At 67.7% G+C, this 23,346-nt stretch carries 19 protein-coding genes and 4 pseudogenes; 11 read left to right on the top strand and 12 right to left on the bottom strand.

Going from position 1 to position 23,346, the window contains the following annotated elements:
- Positions 1 to 122: 122 nt before the first annotated feature.
- Positions 123 to 893, bottom strand: coding sequence for an alpha/beta fold hydrolase (locus tag ACODNG_RS10975; RefSeq protein ID WP_434521343.1), 771 nt, complete (start codon positions 891 to 893; stop codon positions 123 to 125).
- Between the two features lie 184 nt (positions 894 to 1,077).
- Here ACODNG_RS10975 and ACODNG_RS10970 point away from each other — a divergent pair, with 184 nt between their 5' ends.
- Together ACODNG_RS10970 and ACODNG_RS10965 are read left to right on the top strand one after the other, a co-directional pair.
- On the top strand, positions 1,078 to 1,329 hold the full coding sequence (locus tag ACODNG_RS10970; protein ID WP_434521342.1) for an Hsp20/alpha crystallin family protein: 252 nt from the start codon (positions 1,078 to 1,080) through the stop codon (positions 1,327 to 1,329).
- Positions 1,326 to 3,595, top strand: a pseudogene (locus ACODNG_RS10965) (CDC48 family AAA ATPase). Before ACODNG_RS10970 ends, ACODNG_RS10965 begins: the two are co-directional and overlap by 4 nt.
- A 48-nt stretch (positions 3,596 to 3,643) precedes the next feature.
- Here the strand turns inward: ACODNG_RS10965 and ACODNG_RS10960 are convergent.
- A complete protein-coding gene (locus ACODNG_RS10960) occupies positions 3,644 to 3,886 on the bottom strand; it encodes a hypothetical protein (RefSeq protein ID WP_209545594.1) in 243 nt (80 codons plus the stop codon).
- Between the two features lie 421 nt (positions 3,887 to 4,307).
- Here ACODNG_RS10960 and ACODNG_RS10955 point away from each other — a divergent pair.
- Together ACODNG_RS10955 and ACODNG_RS10950 are read left to right on the top strand one after the other, a co-directional pair.
- Positions 4,308 to 7,464 (top strand): annotated as a pseudogene (locus tag ACODNG_RS10955) (adenosylcobalamin-dependent ribonucleoside-diphosphate reductase).
- A gap of 25 nt (positions 7,465 to 7,489) precedes the next feature.
- Positions 7,490 to 7,888: a DUF7718 family protein gene (locus ACODNG_RS10950; protein ID WP_434521341.1), complete on the top strand. Its 399-nt coding sequence runs from the start codon at positions 7,490 to 7,492 to the stop codon at positions 7,886 to 7,888.
- 3 nt (positions 7,889 to 7,891) lie between these two features.
- Here the strand turns inward: ACODNG_RS10950 and ACODNG_RS10945 are convergent, their stop codons facing one another.
- The 5 genes and pseudogenes from ACODNG_RS10945 to ACODNG_RS10925 all read right to left on the bottom strand — a co-directional run bounded on the left by ACODNG_RS10945 (position 7,892) and on the right by ACODNG_RS10925 (position 10,261).
- Complete coding sequence (locus ACODNG_RS10945; protein WP_434521340.1) at positions 7,892 to 8,029, bottom strand: hypothetical protein; 138 nt, start codon at positions 8,027 to 8,029, stop codon at positions 7,892 to 7,894.
- 121 nt (positions 8,030 to 8,150) lie between these two features.
- On the bottom strand, positions 8,151 to 8,594 hold the full coding sequence (locus tag ACODNG_RS10940; RefSeq protein WP_209545589.1) for a hypothetical protein: 444 nt from the start codon (positions 8,592 to 8,594) through the stop codon (positions 8,151 to 8,153).
- A gap of 100 nt (positions 8,595 to 8,694) precedes the next feature.
- A pseudogene (locus tag ACODNG_RS10935) lies at positions 8,695 to 9,675 on the bottom strand (aldo/keto reductase).
- A gap of 96 nt (positions 9,676 to 9,771) precedes the next feature.
- Positions 9,772 to 10,017, bottom strand: a complete 246-nt coding sequence (locus ACODNG_RS10930; protein WP_209545585.1) for a hypothetical protein — start codon at positions 10,015 to 10,017, stop codon at positions 9,772 to 9,774.
- Between the two features lie 64 nt (positions 10,018 to 10,081).
- The gene (locus ACODNG_RS10925) at positions 10,082 to 10,261 is read right to left on the bottom strand and encodes a DUF7470 family protein (RefSeq protein ID WP_434521339.1); all 180 of its coding nucleotides are present in this window, start codon (positions 10,259 to 10,261) and stop codon (positions 10,082 to 10,084) included.
- A 124-nt stretch (positions 10,262 to 10,385) separates the two neighbouring features.
- On the opposite strand from ACODNG_RS10925, the gene eif1A reads away from it, so the two are divergent.
- The gene (eif1A, locus tag ACODNG_RS10920; RefSeq protein WP_434521338.1) at positions 10,386 to 10,676 is read left to right on the top strand and encodes a translation initiation factor eIF-1A; all 291 of its coding nucleotides are present in this window, start codon (positions 10,386 to 10,388) and stop codon (positions 10,674 to 10,676) included.
- Positions 10,677 to 11,050: 374 nt separating this feature from the next.
- A complete protein-coding gene (locus ACODNG_RS10915; RefSeq protein ID WP_434521337.1) occupies positions 11,051 to 11,965 on the top strand; it encodes an ATP-grasp domain-containing protein in 915 nt (304 codons plus the stop codon).
- A gap of 27 nt (positions 11,966 to 11,992) precedes the next feature.
- Here ACODNG_RS10915 and ACODNG_RS10910 read toward each other — a convergent pair whose 3' ends face one another.
- Positions 11,993 to 12,373: an Hsp20/alpha crystallin family protein gene (locus ACODNG_RS10910; RefSeq protein ID WP_209545580.1), complete on the bottom strand. Its 381-nt coding sequence runs from the start codon at positions 12,371 to 12,373 to the stop codon at positions 11,993 to 11,995.
- A gap of 207 nt (positions 12,374 to 12,580) precedes the next feature.
- Here ACODNG_RS10910 and gap point away from each other — a divergent pair, with 207 nt between their 5' ends.
- Positions 12,581 to 13,633 (top strand): type I glyceraldehyde-3-phosphate dehydrogenase, encoded by a 1,053-nt coding sequence (gene gap, locus ACODNG_RS10905; RefSeq protein WP_434521336.1) that lies wholly within the window; start codon positions 12,581 to 12,583, stop codon positions 13,631 to 13,633.
- Between the two features lie 97 nt (positions 13,634 to 13,730).
- Entirely contained in the window at positions 13,731 to 14,960 is a 1,230-nt protein-coding gene (locus tag ACODNG_RS10900) for a phosphoglycerate kinase (protein ID WP_434521335.1), read from the top strand.
- 23 nt (positions 14,961 to 14,983) lie between these two features.
- On the opposite strand, the gene lrp is transcribed toward ACODNG_RS10900, so the two are convergent.
- Positions 14,984 to 15,442, bottom strand: a complete 459-nt coding sequence (lrp, locus tag ACODNG_RS10895) for an HTH-type transcriptional regulator Lrp (RefSeq protein ID WP_209545576.1) — start codon at positions 15,440 to 15,442, stop codon at positions 14,984 to 14,986.
- A 126-nt stretch (positions 15,443 to 15,568) separates the two neighbouring features.
- Here lrp and glnA point away from each other — a divergent pair.
- Positions 15,569 to 16,940: pseudogene (glnA, locus tag ACODNG_RS10890) on the top strand (type I glutamate--ammonia ligase).
- A 37-nt stretch (positions 16,941 to 16,977) separates the two neighbouring features.
- On the opposite strand, the gene ACODNG_RS10885 reads toward glnA, so the two are convergent.
- The 3 genes from ACODNG_RS10885 to ACODNG_RS10875 all read right to left on the bottom strand — a co-directional run bounded on the left by ACODNG_RS10885 (position 16,978) and on the right by ACODNG_RS10875 (position 20,504).
- Positions 16,978 to 17,970, bottom strand: coding sequence for a phosphatase PAP2 family protein (locus tag ACODNG_RS10885; protein WP_434521334.1), 993 nt, complete (start codon positions 17,968 to 17,970; stop codon positions 16,978 to 16,980).
- Between the two features lie 15 nt (positions 17,971 to 17,985).
- Positions 17,986 to 19,311, bottom strand: coding sequence for a YihY/virulence factor BrkB family protein (locus tag ACODNG_RS10880; RefSeq protein ID WP_434521333.1), 1,326 nt, complete (start codon positions 19,309 to 19,311; stop codon positions 17,986 to 17,988).
- A gap of 62 nt (positions 19,312 to 19,373) precedes the next feature.
- Entirely contained in the window at positions 19,374 to 20,504 is a 1,131-nt protein-coding gene (locus ACODNG_RS10875) for a tRNA (guanine(26)-N(2))-dimethyltransferase (RefSeq protein ID WP_434521332.1), read from the bottom strand.
- Between the two features lie 194 nt (positions 20,505 to 20,698).
- Here ACODNG_RS10875 and ACODNG_RS10870 point away from each other — a divergent pair, with 194 nt between their 5' ends.
- Positions 20,699 to 21,508 (top strand): hypothetical protein, encoded by an 810-nt coding sequence (locus tag ACODNG_RS10870; RefSeq protein ID WP_434521331.1) that lies wholly within the window; start codon positions 20,699 to 20,701, stop codon positions 21,506 to 21,508.
- A gap of 497 nt (positions 21,509 to 22,005) precedes the next feature.
- Positions 22,006 to 23,346, top strand: a complete 1,341-nt coding sequence (locus ACODNG_RS10865) for a tyrosine-type recombinase/integrase (protein WP_434521330.1) — start codon at positions 22,006 to 22,008, stop codon at positions 23,344 to 23,346.

Genomic DNA, 23,346 nt, shown 5'->3' with positions numbered 1-23,346 from the left:
CGCGACGCGCGAGCGACCTAAAAGGATACCCTCGCGGGCGCCGCGGCGCGGCGGTGACCGCAGTTGGAGGGCCGTCGCGGTCGGTGGGCCGTCGCGGTCGGTGGGCCGTCTCGGACGGCGGCCTACAGTCGGTCGAGGAACGCCGAGAGCGCCTCGTTGAACGCGGCCGGTCGTTCGAGCATCGCGAGGTGGGCTGCGTCCGGGAGCTCGGTCCACTCCCCGTCCGGGATCCCCTCGGCGAGGTACTCGTGGTAGTTCGGGGGAGTGAGTTCGTCGTGCGCGCCCACGACCGCGAGCGCCGGGACATCGACCGCGTCGAGCCGGTCGCGAACGTCGAACCGGTGGCAGGTCAGGAAGTCGCGTTCGGTGACCTCGCGTCCGCACGCGAGCATGGCCGCCTCCGAGAGTTCGACGTACTCGGCGGGCGCGTCGCGGAACAGCCGATTCGGCTCGTGGAGCAGCGAGACCGCCCGGTCGAAGTCGCTCGCGAGCGCCTCGCGGAGGGGGTCGGCCACGGTGAGCTTCGCGCCCGTGCCCGCGAGGATGAGACCGTCGAGCGCGAGGTCGCGCTCCAGCGCGATCCACAGCGCGACCGCGCCGCCGAGCGAGTTGCCGCAGATCACGGTTGCGTCCGTCGCCTCGGCGACCGCGACGACGTCGTCGGCGTACGCGTCGAGCGTCTCGCGCCCCGCGGGCGTCGCGGCGTCGTCGCTGTCGCCGTGGCCGGAGAGGTCGACCGCGACGCCGGGGAACCGGTCCGCCAGCCGCGCCTGCGACTTCCAGACGTCCTTCGTGCCGCCGCTGCCGTGAACGAAACAGACCGTCGGCCCGTCGCCGCCGCGGTCGGAGCGCCGGTACGCCGTCTCGCGGCCGTCGTGGGTGACCCGTTCCATGTCGGACCGGTTCGACGCCGGGGGACATAAACGCCGGAGGGAACCGGTTCGCGGTCGGAACTGAGAGAGCGAAGGCGGGGGAATTCGACCCGAACCGCTACACTACCGATGCGAGAAAAAATACTCACGTCGTGCGATTTTGAGCGATGAATTTATATGTCTTCGAGACTAACTCGTAGTTAGGATGAATCACATACAGACCCGATCGACCGGCGACGGCGCGCTGCTGCGTCGGTACGAGTACGACGACAGTTGGATCGTCGCCGCCGACTTGGGCGTCGACGACGAGACCGTCAGCGTTGACACCGTCGGCGGGACCGCGATCGTCGTCGTGGAGGGACCGGACGGGCCGGTCGAATCGGAGTTCGAGCTGCCCGGAACGGCCGCCGACGCGGTCGTGAACAACGGCGTGCTCACCGTGGAGGGCGAGCAATGAAGCTCACGGTCAAGCCGCTGAAACAGAAGGACGCCGGCCGCCGCCTCGCGGCGATCGACCGCGTCGCGGCCGACGAGCTGGGGCTTTCCGGCGGGGACATCGTCCGCGTCGAAGGCGCCGACGGGGCGGCGATCGCTCGCGTCTGGCCCGGCTACCCCGAGGACGACGGGACCGGCGTGATCCGCATCGACGGCCGCCTCCGCCAGGAGGCCGACGTGGGGATCGACGACCGCGTGACCGTCGAGGACGTCGACGTCTCGCGGGCGGACGCGGTCACGATCGCCTTCCCGAGCCAGCTGCGGGTGCGGGGACAGATCGCCCCGTTCATCCGCGACAAGCTCTCCGGGCAGCCGGTGACCGAGGGACAGACGATCCGCACGTCGCTCGGCTTCGGGCTGATGGGCGGCCAGTCGCAGGCGGTCCCGATGAAGATCGCCGAGACCAGCCCCGGCGGAACCGTCGTCATCACCGACGAGACGGATATCAGCATCTCCGAGATCTCCGCCGAGGAGATCGCCGACCGCGGCGAGGCCGCGGGCGGGACCGGCGAGGGTCCGGACGTCACCTACGAGGACATCGGCGGTCTCGACGACGAGCTGGAGCAGGTCCGCGAGATGATCGAGCTGCCGATGCGGCACCCGGAGCTGTTCAAGCGCCTCGGCATCGACCCGCCGAAGGGCGTCCTGCTCCACGGCCCGCCGGGCACGGGGAAGACGCTGATCGCGAAGGCGGTCGCCAACGAGATCGACGCCAACTTCCACACGATCTCCGGTCCGGAGATCATGTCGAAGTACTACGGCGAGAGCGAAGAGCAGCTCCGTGAAGTGTTCGAGGAGGCGTCGGAGGAGTCACCCTCGATCATCTTCATGGACGAGCTGGACTCCATCGCGCCCAAGCGCGAGGAGGCCGGCGGCGACGTGGAGCGCCGCGTCGTGGCCCAGCTGCTCTCGCTGATGGACGGGCTGGAGGAGCGCGGCGAGGTCGTCGTCATCGGGGCGACGAACCGCGTCGACGCCATCGACCAGGCGCTCCGCCGGGGCGGCCGCTTCGACCGCGAGATCGAGGTCGGCGTCCCCGACCGCGACGGCCGCAAGGAGATCCTTCAGGTCCACACGCGGAACATGCCGCTGACCGAGGGGATCGACCTCGACGAGTACGCCGAGAACACCCACGGCTTCGTCGGGGCCGACCTCGAGTCGCTCGCGAAGGAGTCGGCGATGCACGCGCTGCGGCGCATCCGCCCGGAGATCGACCTCGAAAGCGACGAGATCGACGCCGACGTGTTGAACAGCATCCAGGTGACCGAGGCGGACTTCAAGGAGGCGATCAAGGGGATCGAACCCTCCGCGCTGCGCGAGGTGTTCGTGGAGGTCCCCGACACCACCTGGGAGGACGTCGGGGGTCTCGAAGGCACCAAAGAGCGGCTCCGCGAGACGATCCAGTGGCCCCTGGAGTACCCCGAGGTGTTCGAGGAGCTGGACATGCAGGCCGCGAAGGGCGTGCTGATGTACGGCCCGCCGGGCACGGGGAAGACCCTGCTCGCGAAGGCGGTCGCCAACGAGAGCGAGTCGAACTTCATCTCGATCAAGGGACCGGAGCTGCTGAACAAGTACGTGGGCGAGTCCGAGAAGGGCGTCCGCGAGGTGTTCAGCAAGGCCCGCGAGAACGCGCCGACGATCGTGTTCTTCGACGAGATCGACTCGATCGCGACCGAGCGCGGCGCGAACTCCGGCGACTCCGGCGTCGGCGAGCGCGTCGTCTCCCAGCTGCTGACGGAGCTCGACGGTCTCGAATCGCTCGAGGACGTGGTCGTCATCGCGACGACGAACCGCCCGGACCTCATCGACTCGGCGCTGCTGCGCCCCGGACGTCTGGACCGGCACGTCCACGTGCCCGTCCCCGACGAGACGGCGCGCCGCCGGATCTTCGAGGTCCACACGCGGAACAAGCCGCTGGCGGACGACGTCGACCTCGACGCCCTCGCCCGGAAGACCGACGGCTACGTGGGCGCAGACATCGAGGCGGTCGCCCGCGAGGCGTCGATGAACGCCTCCCGGGAGTTCATCGGCAGCGTCACGCGCGAGGAGGTCGGCGAGTCCGTGGGCAACGTCCGCGTGACGATCGCGAGCACTTCGAGGACGCGCTGAGCGAGGTGAACCCGAGCGTCACCTCCGAGACGCGCGAGCGCTACGAGGAGATAGAAAAGCAGTTCAAGCGGTCGGAGGTCGACCGCAGCGAGGCCGAGCCGGGCGCCGCGTTCCAGTGAGTCGGGCGCGCGTTCCGGCGGGCGAGTAGTTCTCGCCCGCGGTAGTTTTTATACGACGCCCAGCGTCGACAGCAGGTAGAACGCGGCGACGACGACGATTCCGATCGTGATGAGCCGCCACGCGAGCTTCAACACGAACTTCCCGACGATGATAACGATCGCGACGGCGACGAGCGCGACGAGCAGTTGGCCGACCTGACTGCCGAGCAGTGCGGCCTGAGCCGGCGCGACGAGTCCCGCGAGCGCGAGCGACGTTGCGGTCATGTGCTGGGCCACGGCGACGCCGGGCATAAGCTTGTGGGACGACGCCGGCTCCAGTTATGGATTCTGATAGGTCTGGGGCGAGAACTGCGCCGAATCCGGACGGAACGCCGCCGTGCGGCGGCCGTACCGCCGACAACACGCGTCGTCATCGGCGGAAGCAACGCTGATCGACCCCCCTTCTGTTCCGGTGGGAAACCGCTTCCTTCCTGCGTTTTGTTCGGCCAGTATTCAGTTTCACTCCGGTCTACCTACGCTTATGTGTCCGGAACCCGTTTTCTGCCGACGTACCGTATTTAGCGTCAGACGCGCCGCACGGACGTTACATACAGAACCAGACATGTAGAGCCGACCGGGTCCGGATATCCGAACGTACAAGGGCCCGCCTCACCAGTACACCAACACTACAGATGATCCATATCACACGCCAACCGAGCGGGGTGGCCGCCGAATGAGCGGCGTCACCGCCGACAACCTCGAACTGCCGATCAAACGCACCACGGGCGACACGATGGAGGAGCGCCTCACCGCCAACGCCTACCACAACATCCTGCCCGCGCGGTACCTCCGGAAGAACGCGGACGGGGAGGCGATCGAGAACCCCGAGGAGCTGTTCGACCGCGTCGCGCGCAACGTCGCGCTCGCGGAGGCGGTCTTCGAGGCCGAAAAGCAGGACGTCGAGGTCACGGTCACGCCCGACCAGCTGAAGCCCGACCACCCGCGGCGCGACGAACTCGCCGAAGAGGTGTTCGGTGCCGGAACGACCGCCGAGGACGATGCCGAAACGACGCTCACCGCGCACAACGTCAACAAGTTCGCGTACGACACCGTCGTCCCCGAACTTCCCGAGAGCGTGCGCGACCACGTTGAGGCGACCGCGGACCGGTTCCGCGACGGGATGGAACAGCTCTCCTTCATGCCGAACTCGCCGACCCTGATGAACGCGGGCGACGAGCTCCAGCAGCTCTCCGCCTGCTTCGTCGACTCCCCCGGCGACGACATCACGGACATCCACCAGACCGCCAAGGAGGCGGCCGAGGTGTTCCAGTCCGGCGGCGGCATGGGGTACGCGTTCTGGAAGCTCCGCCCCTACGGCGACTCCGTCGGCTCGACCGGCGGCATCGCCTCCGGGCCGATCACGTTCATGCGGACGTTCGACCAGATGTGCGAGACGATCGCGCAGGGCGGCGCGCGCCGCGGCGCCCAGATGGGCGTCATGCGCGTCTCGCACCCGGACGTCATCCAGTTCATCCACTCGAAGAACAAAGACGTCTCCCTGGCGCACTCGCTGCGCCTGAACGACCCCGACGACTTTACACACAACTCCTTCGCGGAGGCCTTAGAGGAGGCCCGCGACCTCATCGACGAGGACGGGAAGGTTCCGGAACACCTCCGGAACGCCGTCGAGGGGCACCTCTCGAACTTCAACATCAGCGTCGGCGTCACCGACGACTTCATGGAGGCGCTGTACAACGACGAGGAGTTCACCTTCACGAACCCGCGCACGGAGGAGCCGCACGTCGCGACGCCGGAGACGAAGGAGATCTACGACATGTTCGGTCTCGGCGAGTACGTCGAGGTCGGCGAGGAGCTGTCGATCCCCGCACAGGAACTCTGGGACGACATGATCGAGGGCGCCCACGAGAACGGCGAGCCGGGCGTCATCTACCTCGAGCGCGTCAACAAGGAGCACTCCTTCGACGTCGAGGAGAACCCGGACCACCGGATCCTCGCGACGAACCCCTGCGGCGAGCAGCCGCTCGAAGAGTACGAGGCCTGTAACCTCGGACACATCAACCTCTCGACGCTCGCGGCCCGGGACGCGCCGGACTGGCGGGTCTGGTCGGACGAACACGCCGACGAGTACGACTCGCAGGCCGCGGCGATCGACGCCTTCCTCGAGGAGGCGATCGACTTCGAGGAGTTCGACGAGCGGATCGATTACGGCACCCGCTTCCTGGAGAACGTGGTCACGATGTCGGACTTCCCGGTCGAGAAGATCGAGGAGAAGGTCCGCGACATGCGGAAGATCGGGCTGGGGGTCATGGGACTCGCGCAGCTGTACGTTCAGCTCGGGATCCAGTACGGCACCGAGCCGGGCAACGAGGTCGCCCGCCAGCTGATGACCCACATCAACCACGCGTCGAAACAGACTTCCCACGAGCTCGCGACGGAGCGCGGGACGTTCAACGACTGGGAGGACTCGAAGTACGCGAATCCCACCGAGTACCGCGACTGGTTCGAGCACTACACCGGTCTCGACGCCGACGAGTGGGAGGACGGCTTCCCGATCCGCAACCACAACACAACGACGATCGCCCCCACGGGCACGACGTCGATGATCGGCAACACGACGGGCGGCTGCGAGCCGATCTACAACGTCGCCTACTACAAGAACGTCTCCGACGACGTTCAGGGCGACGAGATGCTCGTCGAGTTCGACGACTACTTCCTGCGCACGCTCGAGGAGAACGACGTCGACGTCGACGCCGTCAAGCAGGAAGCCCAAGAGCAGATGGCGACGAACGAGTTCGACGGCGTGGATGGGCTGGAGACGGTTCCGGACGCGATCGGCGAGCTGTTCGTCGTCACCGGCGACCTCTCGGGCAAGCAGCACGCGGCGGTCCAGTGCGCCTGTCAGGAGGGGGTCGACTCCGCCATCTCGAAGACGTGTAACTTCCCGAACGACGCCACCGCCGAGGAGATGGAAGAGGTGTACCGCTACATCTACGACCACGGCGGGAAGGGTGTCACCGTCTACCGCGACGGGACCCGCTCGAAGCAGGTTCTCACCACCCGCGCGAAGAACACGGAGTTCGCCGACGAGAGCGAGGCGGCCGAGGCAATCGTCGAGCAGATCGGCGAGGTGTTCGGCGGGATCGAGGCGTTCCTCGACAACGAGGACGTCCAGGCCGCGATCGACGCGGAGATATCGGACCTGCTCGAAGCCAGCGAGCAGCCCCGGATCGACTACAGCGAGCGCAGCCCCCGTCCCGACTCCCTGAACGGCGTCACCCAGCGGGTCGAGACGGGCTACGGCAAGCTGTACGTCACCATCAACGAGGACGAGAACGGGCTGCCGTTCGAGCTGTTCGCGAACATCGGCCACTCCGGCGGCTACACGAACTCCTTCACGGAGGCGCTCGCGAAGGTCATCTCGACGGCGCTGCGCTCCGGCGTCGACCCCGAGGAGATCGTCGACGAGCTGCAGGGCACCCGGAGCCCGAAGGTCGCGTGGGACAAAGGCGAGCAGATCCAGTCGATCCCGGACGCCATCGGCACCGCGCTGCGGCGCTACCTCGACGACGACGTCGACAAGGGGATTCCCCAACAGCAGAGCCTCGACGACGTCGAGGAGAGCGCGGCGAGCGCGGGCCGCCCGAGCCAGACCGACGGCGGTGCGGTCGACGCCGGCACGGCGACCGACGCCCCGAGTGCGGGCGCTCCTGAACCGGCGGCCGAGGACGACGCCGCCGGCGCCGACGACGCGATCGCAGGAGCTTATCGCGGCGGGCGAGTCGCCCGAGTGTCCCGACTGCGGGAGCATGAACCTCTACTACTCCGAGGGTTGCAAGACGTGCGAGTCGTGCGGCTGGTCGGAGTGTTAGGATAACACCCGCTCTCTCGACTTTTATGACGAATCGGTCTACGCCCGAACATCGGCACAGCCACCCCGATGTCGATTACGCGGTTCCCATCGAGTACGGGCGTTCCCGGGTCAACGTAGAGATGGGTGTCTCCGACGGGGACGTCAATTGGTTCATCGTCCAACTGGAACAGAACGTTGGACAGACGTACGGAGAGCGAGACTGGCGACAAGTGGCTCGGTTCGATCACCATCCAGACGCAGCGTGGGGACACGACGTCGAGTCGGAACGTCTCCATCTCGATCTGTACCAAGACGGACGGAAAGTGGACGTTCAGCGTGGTTTCCCGTCAGTGACTGCGGAGAACGCGCCAGCATACTGCGAGCGGTTCTTAAAGAGCCGTGCCGAAGAACTCCTTGAGAAATACGGTCCGCGAGATCGATAGAGTCTACTGTTCCTCTTCCGGAACCGACTCCAGTTCGTCGAGTTCCGGAATCGGCTTATCATCCGCAGAGAATTTTTCCACGGGTTCGCCTGTCACCTCGGCTAAGACGACATCCGCGGATTTCGTTTCGTGAGTAGGCATGGTCTCGTATCTCGACGTTGTATCCCTCAGACAAATAGCTTGTTACTGAGGTGTGTGAAATTCAAAACGTACACCCTCGATTGTTCGTCCGGGTGGGATCGAAAGAAGCGACGGCCCGCGTTCAGTCGTCTTCGAGCGCCTGCGCGATGCGCTGGAGCTGGCGGGTCGCGTCGCGGACCTCGTCGCGGAGCTGGCGCACCTCGCGGACGAGTTCCTCGTTGCCGCCGTCGTCGCCGCGGCCGCCCTGCTCGCCCTGCGCGCCGGGACCGCCGCCCATGCCGGGCGGGCCGCCAGCGCCGCCGGGACCGCCACCGCCGCCCATCATGCCGGACATCATCTGCGCGAAGGGGTTGCCGCCGCCGCCACCGCCCATCCCCGGCGGGCCGCCGCCGCCCATCATCTCTTCGGGTTCGGGCCGGTCGCCCTCCTCGCGCTCCTGCTCGCGTCGCTCGCGGATCTCCTCGACGCGCTCGCGGAAGGACTTCTCCTCTCCGTCGCCGTCGGCGGCGTCGCCCTGTTCGCCGGTCTCGCCGTTCTCGGGGTCTGTGGCGTCGTCGTCTGCCATGCGCCACGGTTCGGTGGCGCCGCCGAAAAGGGTTGTCGTGGCGTCCGCGACGGTGTCCTTATAAGTCAGCGGCGAGCGCACCGCGGTCTTCCCCGGCGACTCACTCGTGACCGGAGACGCGGACCGGCTCGTAGGGCGCTTCGAGCCACTCGATGTCGGAGTCCGAGAGGTCAATGTCGAGCGCCTCGACCGCGTCTTCGAGGTGTTCGACGCTCGTCGTGCCGACGATGGGCGTGTCGACCGGCTCCTTGTGGAACAGCCACGCCAAGGCGATCTGCGCCATCTTCACGCCCTTCTCGGCGGCGAGCTCCTCGATTCGCTCGTTGATCTCCCGCCCGCCGCCCTCGCGGTACGGGTGCGCGTAGAGGTGCTCTTCGGTCTCGCCGCGGAGCGTCGCGTCCACGTCCTCGTGCGGGCGGGCAAGGTAGCCGCGTGCGAGCGGACTCCACGGCATCACGCCGACGTTCTCTTTCTCACAGAGCGGGAGAATCTCGCGTTCCTCCTCGCGGTACGCGAGGTTGTAGTGGTTCTCGCATCGTGGCGAACCGCTCGTATCCCTCGCGGTCGCTCGCGTGAAGCGCCTCGGCGAACTGGTGGGCCCACATCGAGGAGGCGCCGATATACCGGACATCGCCGCGCCGCACCGCATCGTCAAGCGCGGCGAGCGTCTCCTCGATCGGCGTCTCATAGTCCCACCGGTGGATCTGATAGAGGTCGATCGTGTCGGTGCCGAGCCGGTCGAGCGAGTTTTCGAGCTCCTGTTCGATCGCCTTCCGCGAGAGCCCGCCGGAGTTCGGGTTCGACTCGTCCATCTGGAAGTACCCCTTCGTGGCGACGACGAACTCGTCGCGGTCGTACCCGTCGAGCGCCTCGCCGAGGACGCGCTCGCTCTCGCCGTTCGAGTACATGTTGGCGGTGTCGAAGAAGTTCACGCCGAGTTCGATCGCGCGCTCGATCAGCTCTCTGCCCGCCTCCTCGTCGAGGACCCACTCGCGCCAGTCGGGGTCCCCGAAGCTCATCGGCAGCCGAGACAGATCTTCGAGACGGTCGTGCCGGTGTTCCCGAGCGTCGTGTACTCCATACGCGGCGTAGTTCGAGGCGAGACAAAAAGCTACGCGCGGCGGCGAACGCGGGCTGGCAGCCGACGGGGAGCTGTGACCCCTCGGGGCTTGAGACCCTACTCGCCGCTCGCGAGCCGGCGCAGCCGCGGGATCGCCTGCTCGTAGCCGAGTCCGACGAGACCCACGTACAGCGCGATCAGTCCCATGCCGACGGCCCAAGCGCCGAGCACCAGGTCGCCGCCAGAGACCGCGGAGAGCCCGAACTGTTCGAGCACGACGCCGACCGCGGCGGCCGCGCCGGCGCCGACGGTGACAGCGAGGAGTTCGACGAGCTCGACCGCGACGGCGGGTACTTCGACCATACCCGAGTGGGTCGGTCGGCGATTATGAGTCTTTCGAGAGAACGGTGAACGTCGGGTTCGCGGACTACTTCAGCCCGAACGAGCGCATGGCGGTGTCGACGAGCCCCTTCGCGATCAGCGCGAGGCCGGCGATGAGGAGCATTACGGCGCCAGCGATGACGGGATCACGGACGGCGATGATACCGACGGCGACGAAGACGACGAGGACGCCAGCGATGCCTTCCAGCCCCAATGTGTCACGCATGTCGTCGGGTGGCCGTCGATCGTGCTTAAAAGGAGATGATCTCGCGGCGCCACCGCGGGGCCCGCCTGTCGCCCGCGGAGAGAGCGGCCCTTTTATTTCCGCGAGCGCGTATCACCGCGTACGCATGAGCAACGGAGACGGCGGCGGTCGGAACGACCTCCGGATGCCCGACGACGACGAGGTGTTCGCGGAGGTCGTCGAGATGCTCGGCGCGAACCGCGTCAAAGTACGCTGTGCGGACGGCGAACAGCGAACCGCGCGCATCCCCGGCCGGATGCAGAAACGGGTGTGGATCCGCGAAGACGACATCGTCCTCGTCGAGCCGTGGGACTGGCAGGACGAGAAGGCCGACATCTCGTGGCGCTACGAGAAGAGCGAGGCGGAACAGCTCCGCGAGGAAGGCCACCTCCAATAAGTCGTTTTCGCGTGGATCGACGGCGAGCACCGCCAGAGCCTCGGCCGCTTATTTATAAATAGCTGAATGCGGATCGGCGTCAAACGCCGCCAAAGCCCCAGCCGCGATGCGGGCGCCCCTTTGAGTCCCACCCGACAGCGACCGCACCGCAGCCTCACGCCTCCCCAGCCTCGTCGCTGGCGGCTGGCGCCGCCAGCGACTCCAGCGAGGGACCGGAGGTCCCTCTGGCAGCCGGCGCGTAGCGCCGGCGACCTCGCGCGTGCTGCTCGGCCGCGGGGCGGCCTCGCAGGCACGCGCCACCGCGATATCGTAGAGTGTCGCTCCCGTCGCGCCGCTCTCCCCGTTTTTAAGTCCAAACGGTCCCCAGCGATGTTATGCTCCGGCTCGCGATGACCACTAACGCGGAGACGTTCGAGCGCGTGCGCGGGCCGCTCGCGGATCGCGGCATCGAAGTGGGTCACGTCCGGGCGAAAGAGCGGGCGCTTCGGGTGTCGGGCGGGGAGGGCAGCACCGACGGGGAGACCAGCGACGCCGCGGCCGACCCGGACGAGTTCGACGGCTTCGACGTCGGTCTCGTCTACCCGACCCGACTCATGGAGGGTGCGGTCGTCGACGAGCGCCTCGGCGTCCCGTGGGTGAACGGCCGCGACGCGGTCGTGGCCTCGCGCAACAAGGCGGGCGTGCTGGCGACGCTGTCGGCCGCCGGGCTGCCGACACCCCGGACGACGCTCGTGTCGAACCCGGTAGACGAGTCGGTCGTCGTCGACGCCGTCGAGGGATTCTCCTATCCCGTCGTCGTGAAGCCGAACTCCGCGACCCGCGGGGTCGGCGTCGCGACCGCGACCGACCTCGACTCGCTTCTTGGCGTCGTCGACTACCTGAACCTGATCCACGACTACCGCGCGACCGGCGACAAGTCGTTCCTGATCCAGGAGTTCCTCCCGGACGCGCGCGACTACCGCGCGATGGTCGTCGACGGCGAGTACACCGGTGCGGTGGAACGCGAACTCGACGACGACGCGCTCGCGGCCGGCCGGTGGAAACACAACGTCCACCGCGGCGCGACGGCCCGGGGCGTCGAACTCGACCCGCCCGCCCGCGGTCTCGCCGAGCGCGCGGCCGGGGCGCTCGGGATCGACTACCTCGGCGTCGACCTGCTCGCGACCGACGACCGACTCGTCGTCAACGAGACGAACGCGCGGCCGACCGTCGACGCCGCGACGAAGTACGAGGACGCCTTCTACGACCGGCTCGCGGCGCTGATCCGGCGGACCGCGAACCGGGAGTAAGAGCGGTTTCGAGGGGGGACCGCGGACTCAGACGAGATCGATCGACGCGCTGTCGTCGTCGCGGTCGAACGAGACCTCCAAGACGCCGTTGTTGAACGTCGCGTCCGCGGAGTGTTCGTCGACGGGCGCGGGGAGGTCGACGGTCTCGTCGTATTCGCGCCGGTCGGAGACCGCGGAGATGGTGAGCGCGTCACCGTCACAGCGCAGCGAGAGCTCCTCCTTCGAGACGGCGGGGAGGTCGGCGACGAGACGCACCGACTCCTCGGTGGTGTAGGCGTCGACGTGGGTGTCGGAGCCGAACCCGGCGTCGTCGGCCGACGGGGGACTGCCGTTGGCCATCTCGTTCATCATCCGCTCGATCTCCTCGAAGAAGTCTCCGAACGGATCGTCGCGGTCGTCTCTGTCCATATCTCCCGTGAAGTCGGTGACCCCGATAAGCCTTCTGTCGGTCGCCGTATCGGCCGCTACCCGCCCCACGCGAGGGGGAAGACAACCGGCTGTACTCCCCGTACGGGCGCTCGAACGCGAGCAGCGTTCGTAACAAATTCGAACGATTATGACGATCTCGGGGCGACTGAGCCGGATTTAAGTAGTTGCGCCTCGCCTTTTTCGAACATGAGTAAATCGCAGCTTGCGGCCGGTGACGACGTGACCGACGACGAGGTCGTTCGAGTGGGACTCAACGGCTTCGGTCGCATCGGGCGTAACGTGTTCCGCGCGGCCCTGGAGAGTCCGCGAATCGAACTCGTCGGGATCAACGACGTGATGGACTTCGACGACATGGGGTATCTCGCGAAGTACGACACCGTCATGGGCCGGCTCGACGGCGTCGAGCGTGACGGCGACGAGCTGACGGTCGGCGACACCTCGGTCCCGCTGTTCAACGTTCAGGACCCCGCGGACCTCCCGTGGGACGAGCTCGACGTTGACGTCGCCCTGGAGTGTACAGGTATCTTCCGCACCCGCGACGACGCGAGCGCCCACCTCGACGGCGGCGCCGACACCGTGATCATCTCGGCGCCCCCGAAGGGCGAGAAGCCGGTCAAACAGCTCGTCTACGGCGTTAACCACGACGAGTACGAGGGCGACGACGTGATCTCGAACGCCTCCTGTACCACGAACTCCATCACGCCGGTCGCGAAGGTGCTCGACGCGGAGTTCGGCATCGACGCCGGCACCCTCACCACGGTTCACGCCTACACCGGCTCCCAGAGCCTCATCGACGGCCCGATGAGCAAGCGCCGCCGCGGCCGCGCGGCCGCCGAGAACATCGTCCCCACCTCGACCGGCGCCGCGGGCGCCGCCCAGGAGGTCCTCCCGCAGCTGGAGGGCAAAATCGACGGCATGGCGATGCGCGTCCCGGTCCCAACCGGCTCCATCACCGAGTTCGTCGTCAGCCTCGACGAGGACGTCACCGAGGAGGAGGTCAACGCCGCCTTCCGCGACGCGGCCGACTCCGGCCCGCTCGCGGGCGTGCTCGGCTACACCGACGACGAGGTCGTCTCCTCGGACATCGTCGGGCTGCCGTTCTCCAGCTACGTCGACCTCCAGTCGACGAACGTCATCGCCGGCGGGAAGCTCCTGAAGATTCTCACCTGGTACGACAACGAGTACGGTTTCTCGAACCGGATGCTCGACATGGCCGCGTACGTCCAGGACGAAGCGTAAGCGACCGGCCGCGGCCGACGAGCGAAGCCCCAACCCCCGGCGGCAACGTTCCCCCGGAGAACAACTCCTTAAATATCTCATCGACGACCGATCACGCATGTCCGAGTTCGACACCATCGACGACCTCCCGGCAGACTCGCGCGTCCTCGTTCGGCTCGACCTCAACTCCCCCATCGAGGACGGAACACCGCAGGACAACCGCCGGTTCGATCGCCACGCGGAGACGGTCCGCGAGCTGGCCGACGCCGGTCACCGCGTCGTCCTCATGGCTCATCAGGGCCGCCCCGGCCGCGACGACTTCACGTCGCTTTCGGGCCACGCGGAGATCCTCGCCGACCACGTCGACCGCGAGGTCGGCTTCGTCGCGGACACCTACGGCGACGAGGCGCTGGCGGCCATCGACGCGCTCGGCGCGGGCGAGGTACTCCTCTTGGAGAACACCCGGATGTGCGACGACGAGCTGCCGGAGGAGTCGCCCGAGGAGAAGTCGGAGACGGAGTTCGTTCAGACCTTGGCCCCGCGCTTCGACGCATACGTCAACGACGCCTACTCGGCGGCCCACCGGAAGCACGCCTCGCTGGTCGGCTTCCCGCTCGTCCTCCCCGCGTACGCGGGCCGCGTGATGGAGACGGAGTACGAGGCCAACACCGCCATCGCGACCCGCGAGTTCGACGGACCCGTCACGATGGTCGTCGGCGGCACCAAGGCGACCGACGTGATCGGCGTGATGGACGCCCTCGACGACCGGGTCGACCGCTTCCTGCTCGGCGGCGTCGCGGGCGAGCTGTTCTTGCGCGCCGCGGGCCACCCCGTCGGTCACGACGTGGGCGAGATGGACCTGTTCGACGAGCAGTGGGAGCGGAACCGCGAGCTGATCGAGTCGGTCCTCGACGAGCGCGGCGACGCGATCCGCCTCGCGACCGACCTCGCGTACGAGGGTCCCGACGGCGACCGCGCGGAGGTCGCCGTCGACGACATCGACGAGAAGACGGAGGGGTACCTCGACGTGGGCTCGGAGACGGTCGCCGACTACGAGCCGGCGATCCGCGAGTCCGACGCGGTGTTCGTGAAGGGCGCGCTCGGCGTCTTCGAGGACGAGCGGTTCGCGGACGGCACCGTGGGCGTGCTCGAAGCCATCGCGGAGACCGACTGCTTCTCCGTGGTCGGCGGGGGCGACACCTCGCGCGCCATCGGGATGTACGGCCTGAGCGAGGGGGACTTCTCGCACGTCTCCATCGCGGGCGGCGCGTACATCCGCGCGCTGACCGGCGAGCCGCTCCCGGCGGTGGAGGTGCTGGAGGCGGCGGCGAAGCGGCGAAAGCGATAGGGACGGCGCAGCGAGCGACCGGACTACTCCTCGACGTCGAGGTCGAACTGCTCGTTTTCCGTGACCGCGTTCAGGACGACGCTCGTGTTCGACTCGCGGATGTCCGCGTCGGTGAGGATCGACTTGATCTGGTCGTTCATCCCGTCCGTGTCGGTGAACTTCCCGATGGCGATCACGTCGTAGTCGCCGGTGACCTCGTAGACGCTCACCATCTGTTTCTCCTGGCGCAGCTTCTCGGTGACGTCAGGCAGGGCGCTTCCCTCCACCTTGAGCTGGAGCACGGCCGTCACGTCGTAGCCGAGCTTGTCGTAGTCGACGACGGGTGTGTACCCGTCTATCACGCCCTCTTCTTCAAGATCGCGGAGATGGTTCGAAACGGTCGTCACCGAGACGTCGAGCTCGTCGCCCAGACTCCGAAGGCTCGCACGTCCGTTGCTGAGCAGGGAGTTGATGAGCTTCGCGTCGAGGTTTTCGTACGTCATCACACCTAACCACGCTTCCAGGGGTTTAGAATTTTACGAACGTCCAGCAGTTTTGCCAGTCTGGCGGTTCATGCGCCAAGCGATAAGGCCTTTATACTGGCAGATAACGAATGAAGCGTCCAGAACATGACGGACGAACACGCGAAACCGGACGGCGGCCTCACGGCCGAGGAACAGGCGGTACTCGACGAAATCGAAGAGCAGAACGTCGACTTCCTGCGGCTCCAGTTCACCGACATCCTCGGCGTCGTGAAGAACGTCTCCGTCCCCGCCCACCAGGCGGAGAAGGCGTTCACCGAGGGAATCTACTTCGACGGCTCCTCCATCGAGGGGTTCGTGCGCATCCAGGAGTCGGACATGCGGCTCGTCCCCGACCCCGACACCTTCGCGGTGCTCCCGTGGCGCAGCGACGGCGAGGACGGCTCCGGCGCCGCGCGCCTCATCTGTGACATCGTCGACACCGACGGCGAGCCGTTCGTCGGCGGGCCGCGGCAGGTCCTGAAGTCGGTCCTCGCCGAGGCCGAGGAGATGGGGTATTCGGTCTCTATCGGTCCCGAACCGGAGTTCTTCCTGTTCAAGACCGACGACGAGGGGAACGCGACGACGACCCCCCACGACAACGGCGGCTACTTCGACCTGGCGCCGAAGGACCTCGCCTCGGACGTGCGCAAGGAGATCATCTTCACCCTCGAGGAGATGGGCTTCGAGATCGAGGCCTCCCACCACGAGGTCGCCGAGGGCCAACACGAGATCAACTTCAAGTACGACGACGCGCTCACGACCGCGGACAACATCGCGACGTTCCGCGCCGTCGTCCGCGCGGTCGCCGCACAGCACGACCTCCACGCGACGTTCATGCCCAAGCCGATCGCCGACATCAATGGCTCGGGCATCGCACAGCCACATCTCGCTGTTCGACGAGGACGGCAACGCGTTCGCCGACGACTCGGACGAGTTCAACCTGAGCGAGACGGCCTACCAGTTCATGGGCGGCATCCTGAACCACGCGCCCGCGTTCACGGCCGTCACCAACCCGACCGTGAACTCCTACAAGCGCCTGGTGCCCGGCTACGAGGCGCCCATCTACGTCGCGTGGTCCGACACGAACCGCTCGGCGCTCGTCCGCGTGCCCGACGCCGCGGGCGTCTCCGCGCGCTTCGAGGTCCGCAGCCCCGACCCGTCCTGTAACCCCTACCTCGGCATGGCGTCGCTCATCGCCGCCGGTCTCGACGGGATCAAGACCGGGGCCGACCCCGGCGAACCGGTCCGCGAGGACATCTACGAGTTCGACGACGAGAAGCGCGAGGAGTACGGCATCGAGACGCTGCCGCCGAACCTCGGCGCCGCCGTCGAGGAGCTGGAGGAAGACGAGGTGCTCCAGGAGGCGCTCGGTCCGCACACCTCGGAGAAGTTCGCCGAGGCGAAGTCCCAGGAGTTCAGCGAGTACCTCACCCAGGTGTCGCAGTGGGAGGAGGACCGCTACCTGGAGACGTTCTGAGGCGGACCCGGAACCGACGCCGCGCGTTCGTATTTTTTCACGCCTCGCCCGACCCGCGGAGCGACGGCTCGACCCGTTCGGCCAGCGCCGGCAGCGCGACGACGGCGACCACGGCGGCGGTCGTCGCGACGAGCGTCACCGGCAGCGAGTCGGCGAGCGCGTACGCGCCCACCCAGAGCCCGCCGGTGACGGCGAGCGCTGGCACCGCGACCCGGACCGGGACCGCCGGCTCGTCGCCGTCGACGAACCGCCAGCCGATCGCGCCGCCGGCGCCGGTGGCGATCCCGATCCCCGCCTCGACGACCTCGCCGGTGTGCCCGCCCGCGACGGCGACGGCCAGCGCGCCCGCGGAGACGACGGCGGCGAGCAGGAACGCGGGCGCGGGGTTGAGTCGCGCTGTCGGGCCGGCGGCGGCCGTCGCGCTCGCCGAGCGCCGGACCCGCGGATCGCCGGCGAGCCACAGCGCGACGGCGACGGTCCCCGCGCCGACGGCCAGCCCCGCGAGCACGTCGACGAGGTAGTGGACCTCGATGACGACCCGGGAGACCGCGACGGCGACGGCGACCGCCCCGGCGGCGAGGTAGCGGGCGCGGTCGGTCCAGAACCGATCGTACAGCAGCGCGAGGGCGAGGTACGCGGCCGCGCCGCCGGTGGCGTGGCCACTCGGGAAGCCGAACCCGTCCGAGAGCACCTGCGCCTCGTACCAGCCGGACAGGAGCGCGGGGAGCCACGTCGGGACCTCGGCGGGTCCCATCGCGCCGGGCGGCCGGGGCACCGCGAACCACGCCTTACCGAGCGCCGTCGCGGCGTACGCGCAGGTGACGGCCGCGACCGCCGTCGCGCCGGCGCGGCGCGGCGACCCCGCGACCCCCTCGCTCGCGAACCAGTAACCGACCGCGAGCAGCGCGAAGAGGAACCACGGGTCCGCGAGGTGGGTGACCGCCGCGAAGGCGACGACGACGAACTCCGGGAGCGCGTCGACGAGACCCGTCTCGCCGATCCCGCGCTCGGCCGCGACGAGTCCGGTCACGCGTCGATCACTCGATCAGTCATCGCCGCGGTTACGGGCGTAATCGAGGGCTTTCCCGGGCGTTTCGAGCAGGTTCAGGCCGATGCCGACGACGACGAAGATCGTGTACAGCCCGAGCGTCGACAGTCCGAGGACGACGATGGCGCCGACCGCGTAGATCCCCTGGAGCGACGTCAGCGCCGCGAGCGTCAGCACCATCCCGTACAGCAACACGAGGTACGGACCCCAACCGCGGGCGTGTCCGCGGCGCATCCGCGAGCGGACGTACCGTTTCAGCTCCGACTCGACCTCGGGCTTGTCGACCGTGCGGCGTTCCACGTCGTCTTCGAACTCGTCGAGCTGCGACCGCAGCTCCCGGACCTCCGCTTCGAGGGCGGCGACATCCGGCGCGCCGCGCGGCCGTTCGCCGTCGCCCTCGGAGGCGTCCGACTCGCCGTTCATACCGGTGGGTCGGCCGCGGTCCTGTTGTAACTGCCGGTCCGCGGCGTCGTCCGAGGGACGGGCGGCGCCGGCGAACCCCTCGTACCGGCTGGCGTCGGAGTCGTCGTCGGGACCGCCGACCCGTCCCGCGAGCACCACGTTGACCACGCCGCCGAGCACGACGACGACGGCCGCGAGGTAGAGCCACGTGACCAGAAGCAGGATACCGCCGATAACGCCGTACACCTGGTACTGCGCGGCGCTCGCGGCGTACACCTGAAACCCGGCCTGAAGCAGCGTCCAGCAGACCGCCGCGAACGCCGCCCCGGGAAGCGCCTCGCGGACCGTGAGCGTCGGCTGCGGGAGGAGATAGTACATCGGGAGAAAGACGGCGGCGAGGAAGGCGGGCAACGCGAGGACGCTCGCCGCCTCGACCAGCGGGACCGCGTCCGCGGCCGCGACGAACGCGCCGACGACGACCATCACGCCGATGCCGACGCCGACGGCGACGACGACCGAGGCCGCGTCGACGACCTGCCTGAGGAACCCTGGGGTCCCGTCGCCGCCGTACAGGGAGACGAACGCCGTGTCGAGCCCGCGGAACACCTTGAGCGTCGACCAGAGCAGCACGCCCAGCCCGAGCAGGCTCGCGCCGGTCCGACCGCCGGCGGAGGAGACGGCGACGACGACCGCCTCCTCGCCGGCCGGCGTGAGGAACTCGCCCGTCGACGCGACCAGCTCCGCGGCGATGGTCTCGCCGAAGACGGCGGTGGCGACGACGACGAGCAACAGGAGCGCGGGGACGAGCGAGACGAACGCGTAGTAGGCGATGGCGGCCGCGAGAAACGTCACCTGCCGGTCAATCGCGAGGTCGGCGACGCGCCGAGCCGTGCCGAACGCGGTGCGCGAGTGTCGGAACACGCTCCGCTTTTCGGCCGATGGCGACAAAAGCGAGAGGGTGCCGATCGCCGACGAGTGCCCCGTCAGTCCGTGTCGTCGCCGAGGACCGCCTCGCGCATCTCGGGGATCGACGCCGTGCTCTTCACCGCGGTCCCGCGGTAGTGCGCGCGGCTCGCCTCGTGGCCGGCCCCGCGCAGGCGCTCGACGAACTCTTCCATCCCGATCGCCGGCTCGCCCCACTGCTTGTACAGCCGGTGCTGGTCGTAGTGCGTCGGCGTGTCGAGTTCGCGCGCGACGGTGCCGAGCAGCTTGCGCGCGCGCTTCGCCTCGCCCATGTCGTCGGTCACCTCGCGGCGGACCGCGCGCGCGAAGTCGGCGTCCGCGACCGGACCGAGCCAGATCGGACCGGCCGTGAGGACGCGGTCGCTCCCGCACTCCGGGCACGCGTCGACCGGGTCGGCGATTCGGCCGGGCGTCGCCGACCGCCACAGACAGTCCTCGCAGTGGTCGATGTGCCCGAGCTCTTCGAGGCAGTCGTCGGCCGCGCGGGCGCCCGACTCCAGTTCGAGATAGGTCCGCGCGTAGTGGCGAGAGACGTGCGAGACGATGGGTCGCGCCGCCTTGTCGTAGCGCGCTGCGGTCCGGACGAGCGCCGATATCAGCGTCCGAAGCCCCATCTCCGGGTGGTAGTCGGTGTTGCGCGGGACCGCGCCGTACTTGCGGATCCCGCTCTGGAGGTGGGCGCCACACAGCGGCGCGGTGTCGGTCGCGGTGACGCAGACCAGGTTGCGGCCGTTCGCGAACGCCGCGTCCGCGAAGGGGATCGGCGTGCCGTAGGGATCGAGGTCGACGACGTCGAACGGTCCCTCGTCGTACAGCAGGGCGTTGACGTCGCGGTGGACCGCCTCGCCGTCCAGTCCGTTGGCGTCGAGGTTCGCGGCAGCGAGGTCGACCGCATCCGCGTCGACGTCGGCGCAGGTGACGTCGTACCCCTCGGCGGCGGCGCGGACGCCTCGGATCCCCGAGGCCGCCATCGCGTCGAGGTACGAGGCAACTCGTGGCTCGCGGTCGCGGTAGGCGCGCAGCGTCGCGACCGTTACGTCGCGGTTCAGCTCCTGCGTCGGGTTGAAGAAGACGCCGCCGCCGGTGCCCTCGCTGGCGCCGTCGCGCGCCTCCGGGACGGAAACGGTGAGTCCGCCCTCTTCGATGTCCATACCGTCGGTTCGGTCATCCGGGCTAAAAGGGCCGCGCTCCGTGGCGGGGGCGACCTCGAAAGCGGCGAACGCGACAGGAACCGGACGCGCAACGAGGGAGGCTTTTACGCCGGCGGCTCAGAACATAGACGTATGAACGGAGACGCCACGCGACGGCGGCGGGACGCGGTCGACGGCGAGACGGAGGGGCGAGGATGGTAAGCCCGGCGCGAGTGGATGCGATCACCGACATCGCGTACGGCGCGCTGATCGCTTTGTCGATCGTGCTCATTGCGACGCTTCCGGTGAACCGCGTTGCGATGGCGTTCGGGATCGGGGTGTTCGCCTCGTACGTGATCCACGTCGTCTGGAAGATGGCGCGCTTCGACCCGGACTGGATGACCCGCGAGGTCGCGGACCAGGTCGGCAAACAGGTCGAGGAGAGCGTCGGCGAGACCGTCGACAAGGAGGTCGAGAAAACGGTCGGCGAAACCGTCAACAAGGAGGTCGAAAAGACCGTCGGCGAAACGGTCAGCAAAGAAGTCGAGAAAACCGTCGAGGAGACCGTCGGCGAAAAGGTCGAAGAGACGGTGAGCAAGGAGGTCGAAAAAAGCGTCGGCGAAACCGTCAACAAGGAGGTCAGCGAGGTCGCCGACGACGTCAGCGACACCGTCAGCGAGGAAGTCACGGGGAAAGTCGAGGAGACCGTCGGCGAGACCGTAGAGAAGACCGTCGAGGAGAAAGTCGGCGAAACCGTCGAGGAGAAAGTCGGCGAAACCGTCGAGGAAACGGTCGAGAAAACCGTCGAAGAGACCGTCGAAGAAACTGTCGGCGAAAAGGTCGAGGAAACCGTAGAGAAGACCGTCGAAGAAACCGTCGGCGAAAAGGTCGAGGAAACCGTAGAGAAGACCGTCGAGGAAACCGTCGGCGAAAAGGTCGAAGAAGCCGCCGAGGCGGTAGACGAACCCGCCGAGGAGGGTGACGACGGAGCCGACGAGGCGGCGAAGCGACGCGACGACTCGTAGCCGGCTCCGACGGGATCGATGGACAGGCCGGACGAGCGCGGCTAAAATCGATCGGCTCGGTCGGGAGGCTGTGGATCCGAGTCCCGCTCGTGTTGGTTTCGAGCGAACCACGCTGCGTCCCGGTGACGTGCCGCTCCGCGTCGGCAGAGGGACGCCCGCCACCGCTTCGAGGACCGACAACCGCTCCGTCCCCGGCCTAACCTACTCGAATCGAGAGTAGCGGTGAACACCTCAGTAGACGATTTTAAATTAGCCAATTTTGGATAGGCTATTTTGAGATAGGCAATCCGAGTTATTCTCCGTCACGATGGAGAGAGGTTCGATATCTGACACGCAGAACCGAGCGAGTCGCAGACCCGACTACGTAAGTTCAATAAAATTAGCGTAAGAACGCCTAGAACGCACGGTTACGTTCTAGAACTGTTCTTACTCGTTGCCGAACATCTGGCGCATTTCTTGCTGGGGGTTCCAAATATGTGGGCGTCCTGCGAGTGTGTATGGCCGACGTCAACGACACGAACTCCACCCGCTCGAAGTTCGAGCGCGAGCAGGGACTCCTCGAAGACGCCGACATCGACGAGGACGACCGGCGGGCGATCCGCGAGTTCGTCACGCACCGCCGGCAGATGGAGGACAAGTCGCTCAATACACTGATAAGCGATATAGGAAATCTCCGTCGCGCCGCCGAACGCGCCGAGACCCCGCTCTTGGAAATGGACATCGGCGACGCTCGCGCCTTTGTCGGCCGGCTGGCCGCGCCGAAGAAGAGCGGCGGCTACGGTCTCGACCCCGATGGCTCCGGGATGTTCGGCTACAAGCGCGTCCTCCGCGTCTTCTTCCAGTGGCTCGACGAGGAGCCGCACTACGGCGAGTACGGATTCGGTGAGCGGATCAACCTGCCCGACCGCAACACCAAGGAGGAGACCATCTCGAAGGACGACCTCCTCAGCGAAGACGAGATCGAGCGCCTGAAGCGCGCCTGTATGAACAACCGCGACCCCGTCCTCATCGACTTCCTGGCCGACGTCGGGGCGCGCATCTCGCTGGCGACCTCGCTCCGGGTCGGCGACATCGACGGCCTGGACACACCGCGACCCACCTTCTCGCCGAACACCGACGCGCTCAGCCTGAAAGGCGTCCGCGACGTCTCCTATCCGATCCTCTACTCGCGAGCGGAGCTCAGGGAGTGGGTCAACCGCCACCATCCCGACCACACCGGGCCGAACGGTCGGGCGCACGACGAGGCTCCGCTGTTCCCCGTCGTCGAACACTACGATCCCGACGACCGAGAGATGATGGCAGCTCACACCTCGACCGTTCGGAAGTCGATGAAGCGGGCGGCCGACCGCGCCGACATCGACGTCGAGCGCGTCCATCCCCACCACTTCCGACACGTCTTCATGACGCGGATCAGCGACTCCGAGCTGAACGACCGCGACATCGAGCACATGTCGATGCTCGTCGACGACCGGATGCGGATGCGCGACCGCTACGACCACACCGGTGACGCCGAGCGGAACGACTCCATCTTCCAGAGCCACGGGTTCGTCGACCCCACCGAAGACGACGACTCCGGGGACGCGTCCGAGATCGTCGCCTGCTCGAACTGCCGCGCCGAGGTGAAGTCCACTGCCTACCACTGCCCGCGGTGTGGCTTCCCGGTCCGGGAGGAGGTCCAGAACGCGATCGACGCCGCCCGCGCCGAAATGCGCGAGACGACCGTCGACGCCGACGAGCGCGCCGAACGAGAGGCCGCCGCCGACGCGGTGACCGTCGTCGAAAGCGACGAACGTGTCTCCGAGGCCTTCGCCGTCGAGGACGGCCACCTCGACGAGTGA

The organism is Halorubrum sp. AS12 (assembly GCF_051122765.1).
Classification (GTDB): domain Archaea; phylum Halobacteriota; class Halobacteria; order Halobacteriales; family Haloferacaceae; genus Halorubrum; species Halorubrum trapanicum.
Note: the sequence above shows the minus strand (reverse complement) of the source record. Positions and strands in the feature narration are given on the sequence as shown.

Bases quoted from the DNA above. Each gene is read 5' to 3' on its own strand.
- ACODNG_RS10975 (WP_434521343.1), bottom strand. From the start codon at position 893: ATGGAACGGGTCACCCACGACGGCCGCGAGACGGCGTACCGGCGCTCC.
- ACODNG_RS10970 (WP_434521342.1), top strand. From the start codon at position 1,078: ATGAATCACATACAGACCCGATCGACCGGCGACGGCGCGCTGCTGCGT.
- ACODNG_RS10960 (WP_209545594.1), bottom strand. From the start codon at position 3,886: ATGCCCGGCGTCGCCGTGGCCCAGCACATGACCGCAACGTCGCTCGCG.
- ACODNG_RS10950 (WP_434521341.1), top strand. From the start codon at position 7,490: ATGACGAATCGGTCTACGCCCGAACATCGGCACAGCCACCCCGATGTC.
- ACODNG_RS10945 (WP_434521340.1), bottom strand. From the start codon at position 8,029: ATGCCTACTCACGAAACGAAATCCGCGGATGTCGTCTTAGCCGAGGTG.
- ACODNG_RS10940 (WP_209545589.1), bottom strand. From the start codon at position 8,594: ATGGCAGACGACGACGCCACAGACCCCGAGAACGGCGAGACCGGCGAA.
- ACODNG_RS10930 (WP_209545585.1), bottom strand. From the start codon at position 10,017: ATGGTCGAAGTACCCGCCGTCGCGGTCGAGCTCGTCGAACTCCTCGCT.
- ACODNG_RS10925 (WP_434521339.1), bottom strand. From the start codon at position 10,261: ATGCGTGACACATTGGGGCTGGAAGGCATCGCTGGCGTCCTCGTCGTC.
- eif1A (WP_434521338.1), top strand. From the start codon at position 10,386: ATGAGCAACGGAGACGGCGGCGGTCGGAACGACCTCCGGATGCCCGAC.
- ACODNG_RS10915 (WP_434521337.1), top strand. From the start codon at position 11,051: ATGCTCCGGCTCGCGATGACCACTAACGCGGAGACGTTCGAGCGCGTG.
- ACODNG_RS10910 (WP_209545580.1), bottom strand. From the start codon at position 12,373: ATGGACAGAGACGACCGCGACGATCCGTTCGGAGACTTCTTCGAGGAG.
- gap (WP_434521336.1), top strand. From the start codon at position 12,581: ATGAGTAAATCGCAGCTTGCGGCCGGTGACGACGTGACCGACGACGAG.
- ACODNG_RS10900 (WP_434521335.1), top strand. From the start codon at position 13,731: ATGTCCGAGTTCGACACCATCGACGACCTCCCGGCAGACTCGCGCGTC.
- lrp (WP_209545576.1), bottom strand. From the start codon at position 15,442: ATGACGTACGAAAACCTCGACGCGAAGCTCATCAACTCCCTGCTCAGC.
- ACODNG_RS10875 (WP_434521332.1), bottom strand. From the start codon at position 20,504: ATGGACATCGAAGAGGGCGGACTCACCGTTTCCGTCCCGGAGGCGCGC.
- ACODNG_RS10870 (WP_434521331.1), top strand. From the start codon at position 20,699: ATGGTAAGCCCGGCGCGAGTGGATGCGATCACCGACATCGCGTACGGC.
- ACODNG_RS10865 (WP_434521330.1), top strand. From the start codon at position 22,006: ATGGCCGACGTCAACGACACGAACTCCACCCGCTCGAAGTTCGAGCGC.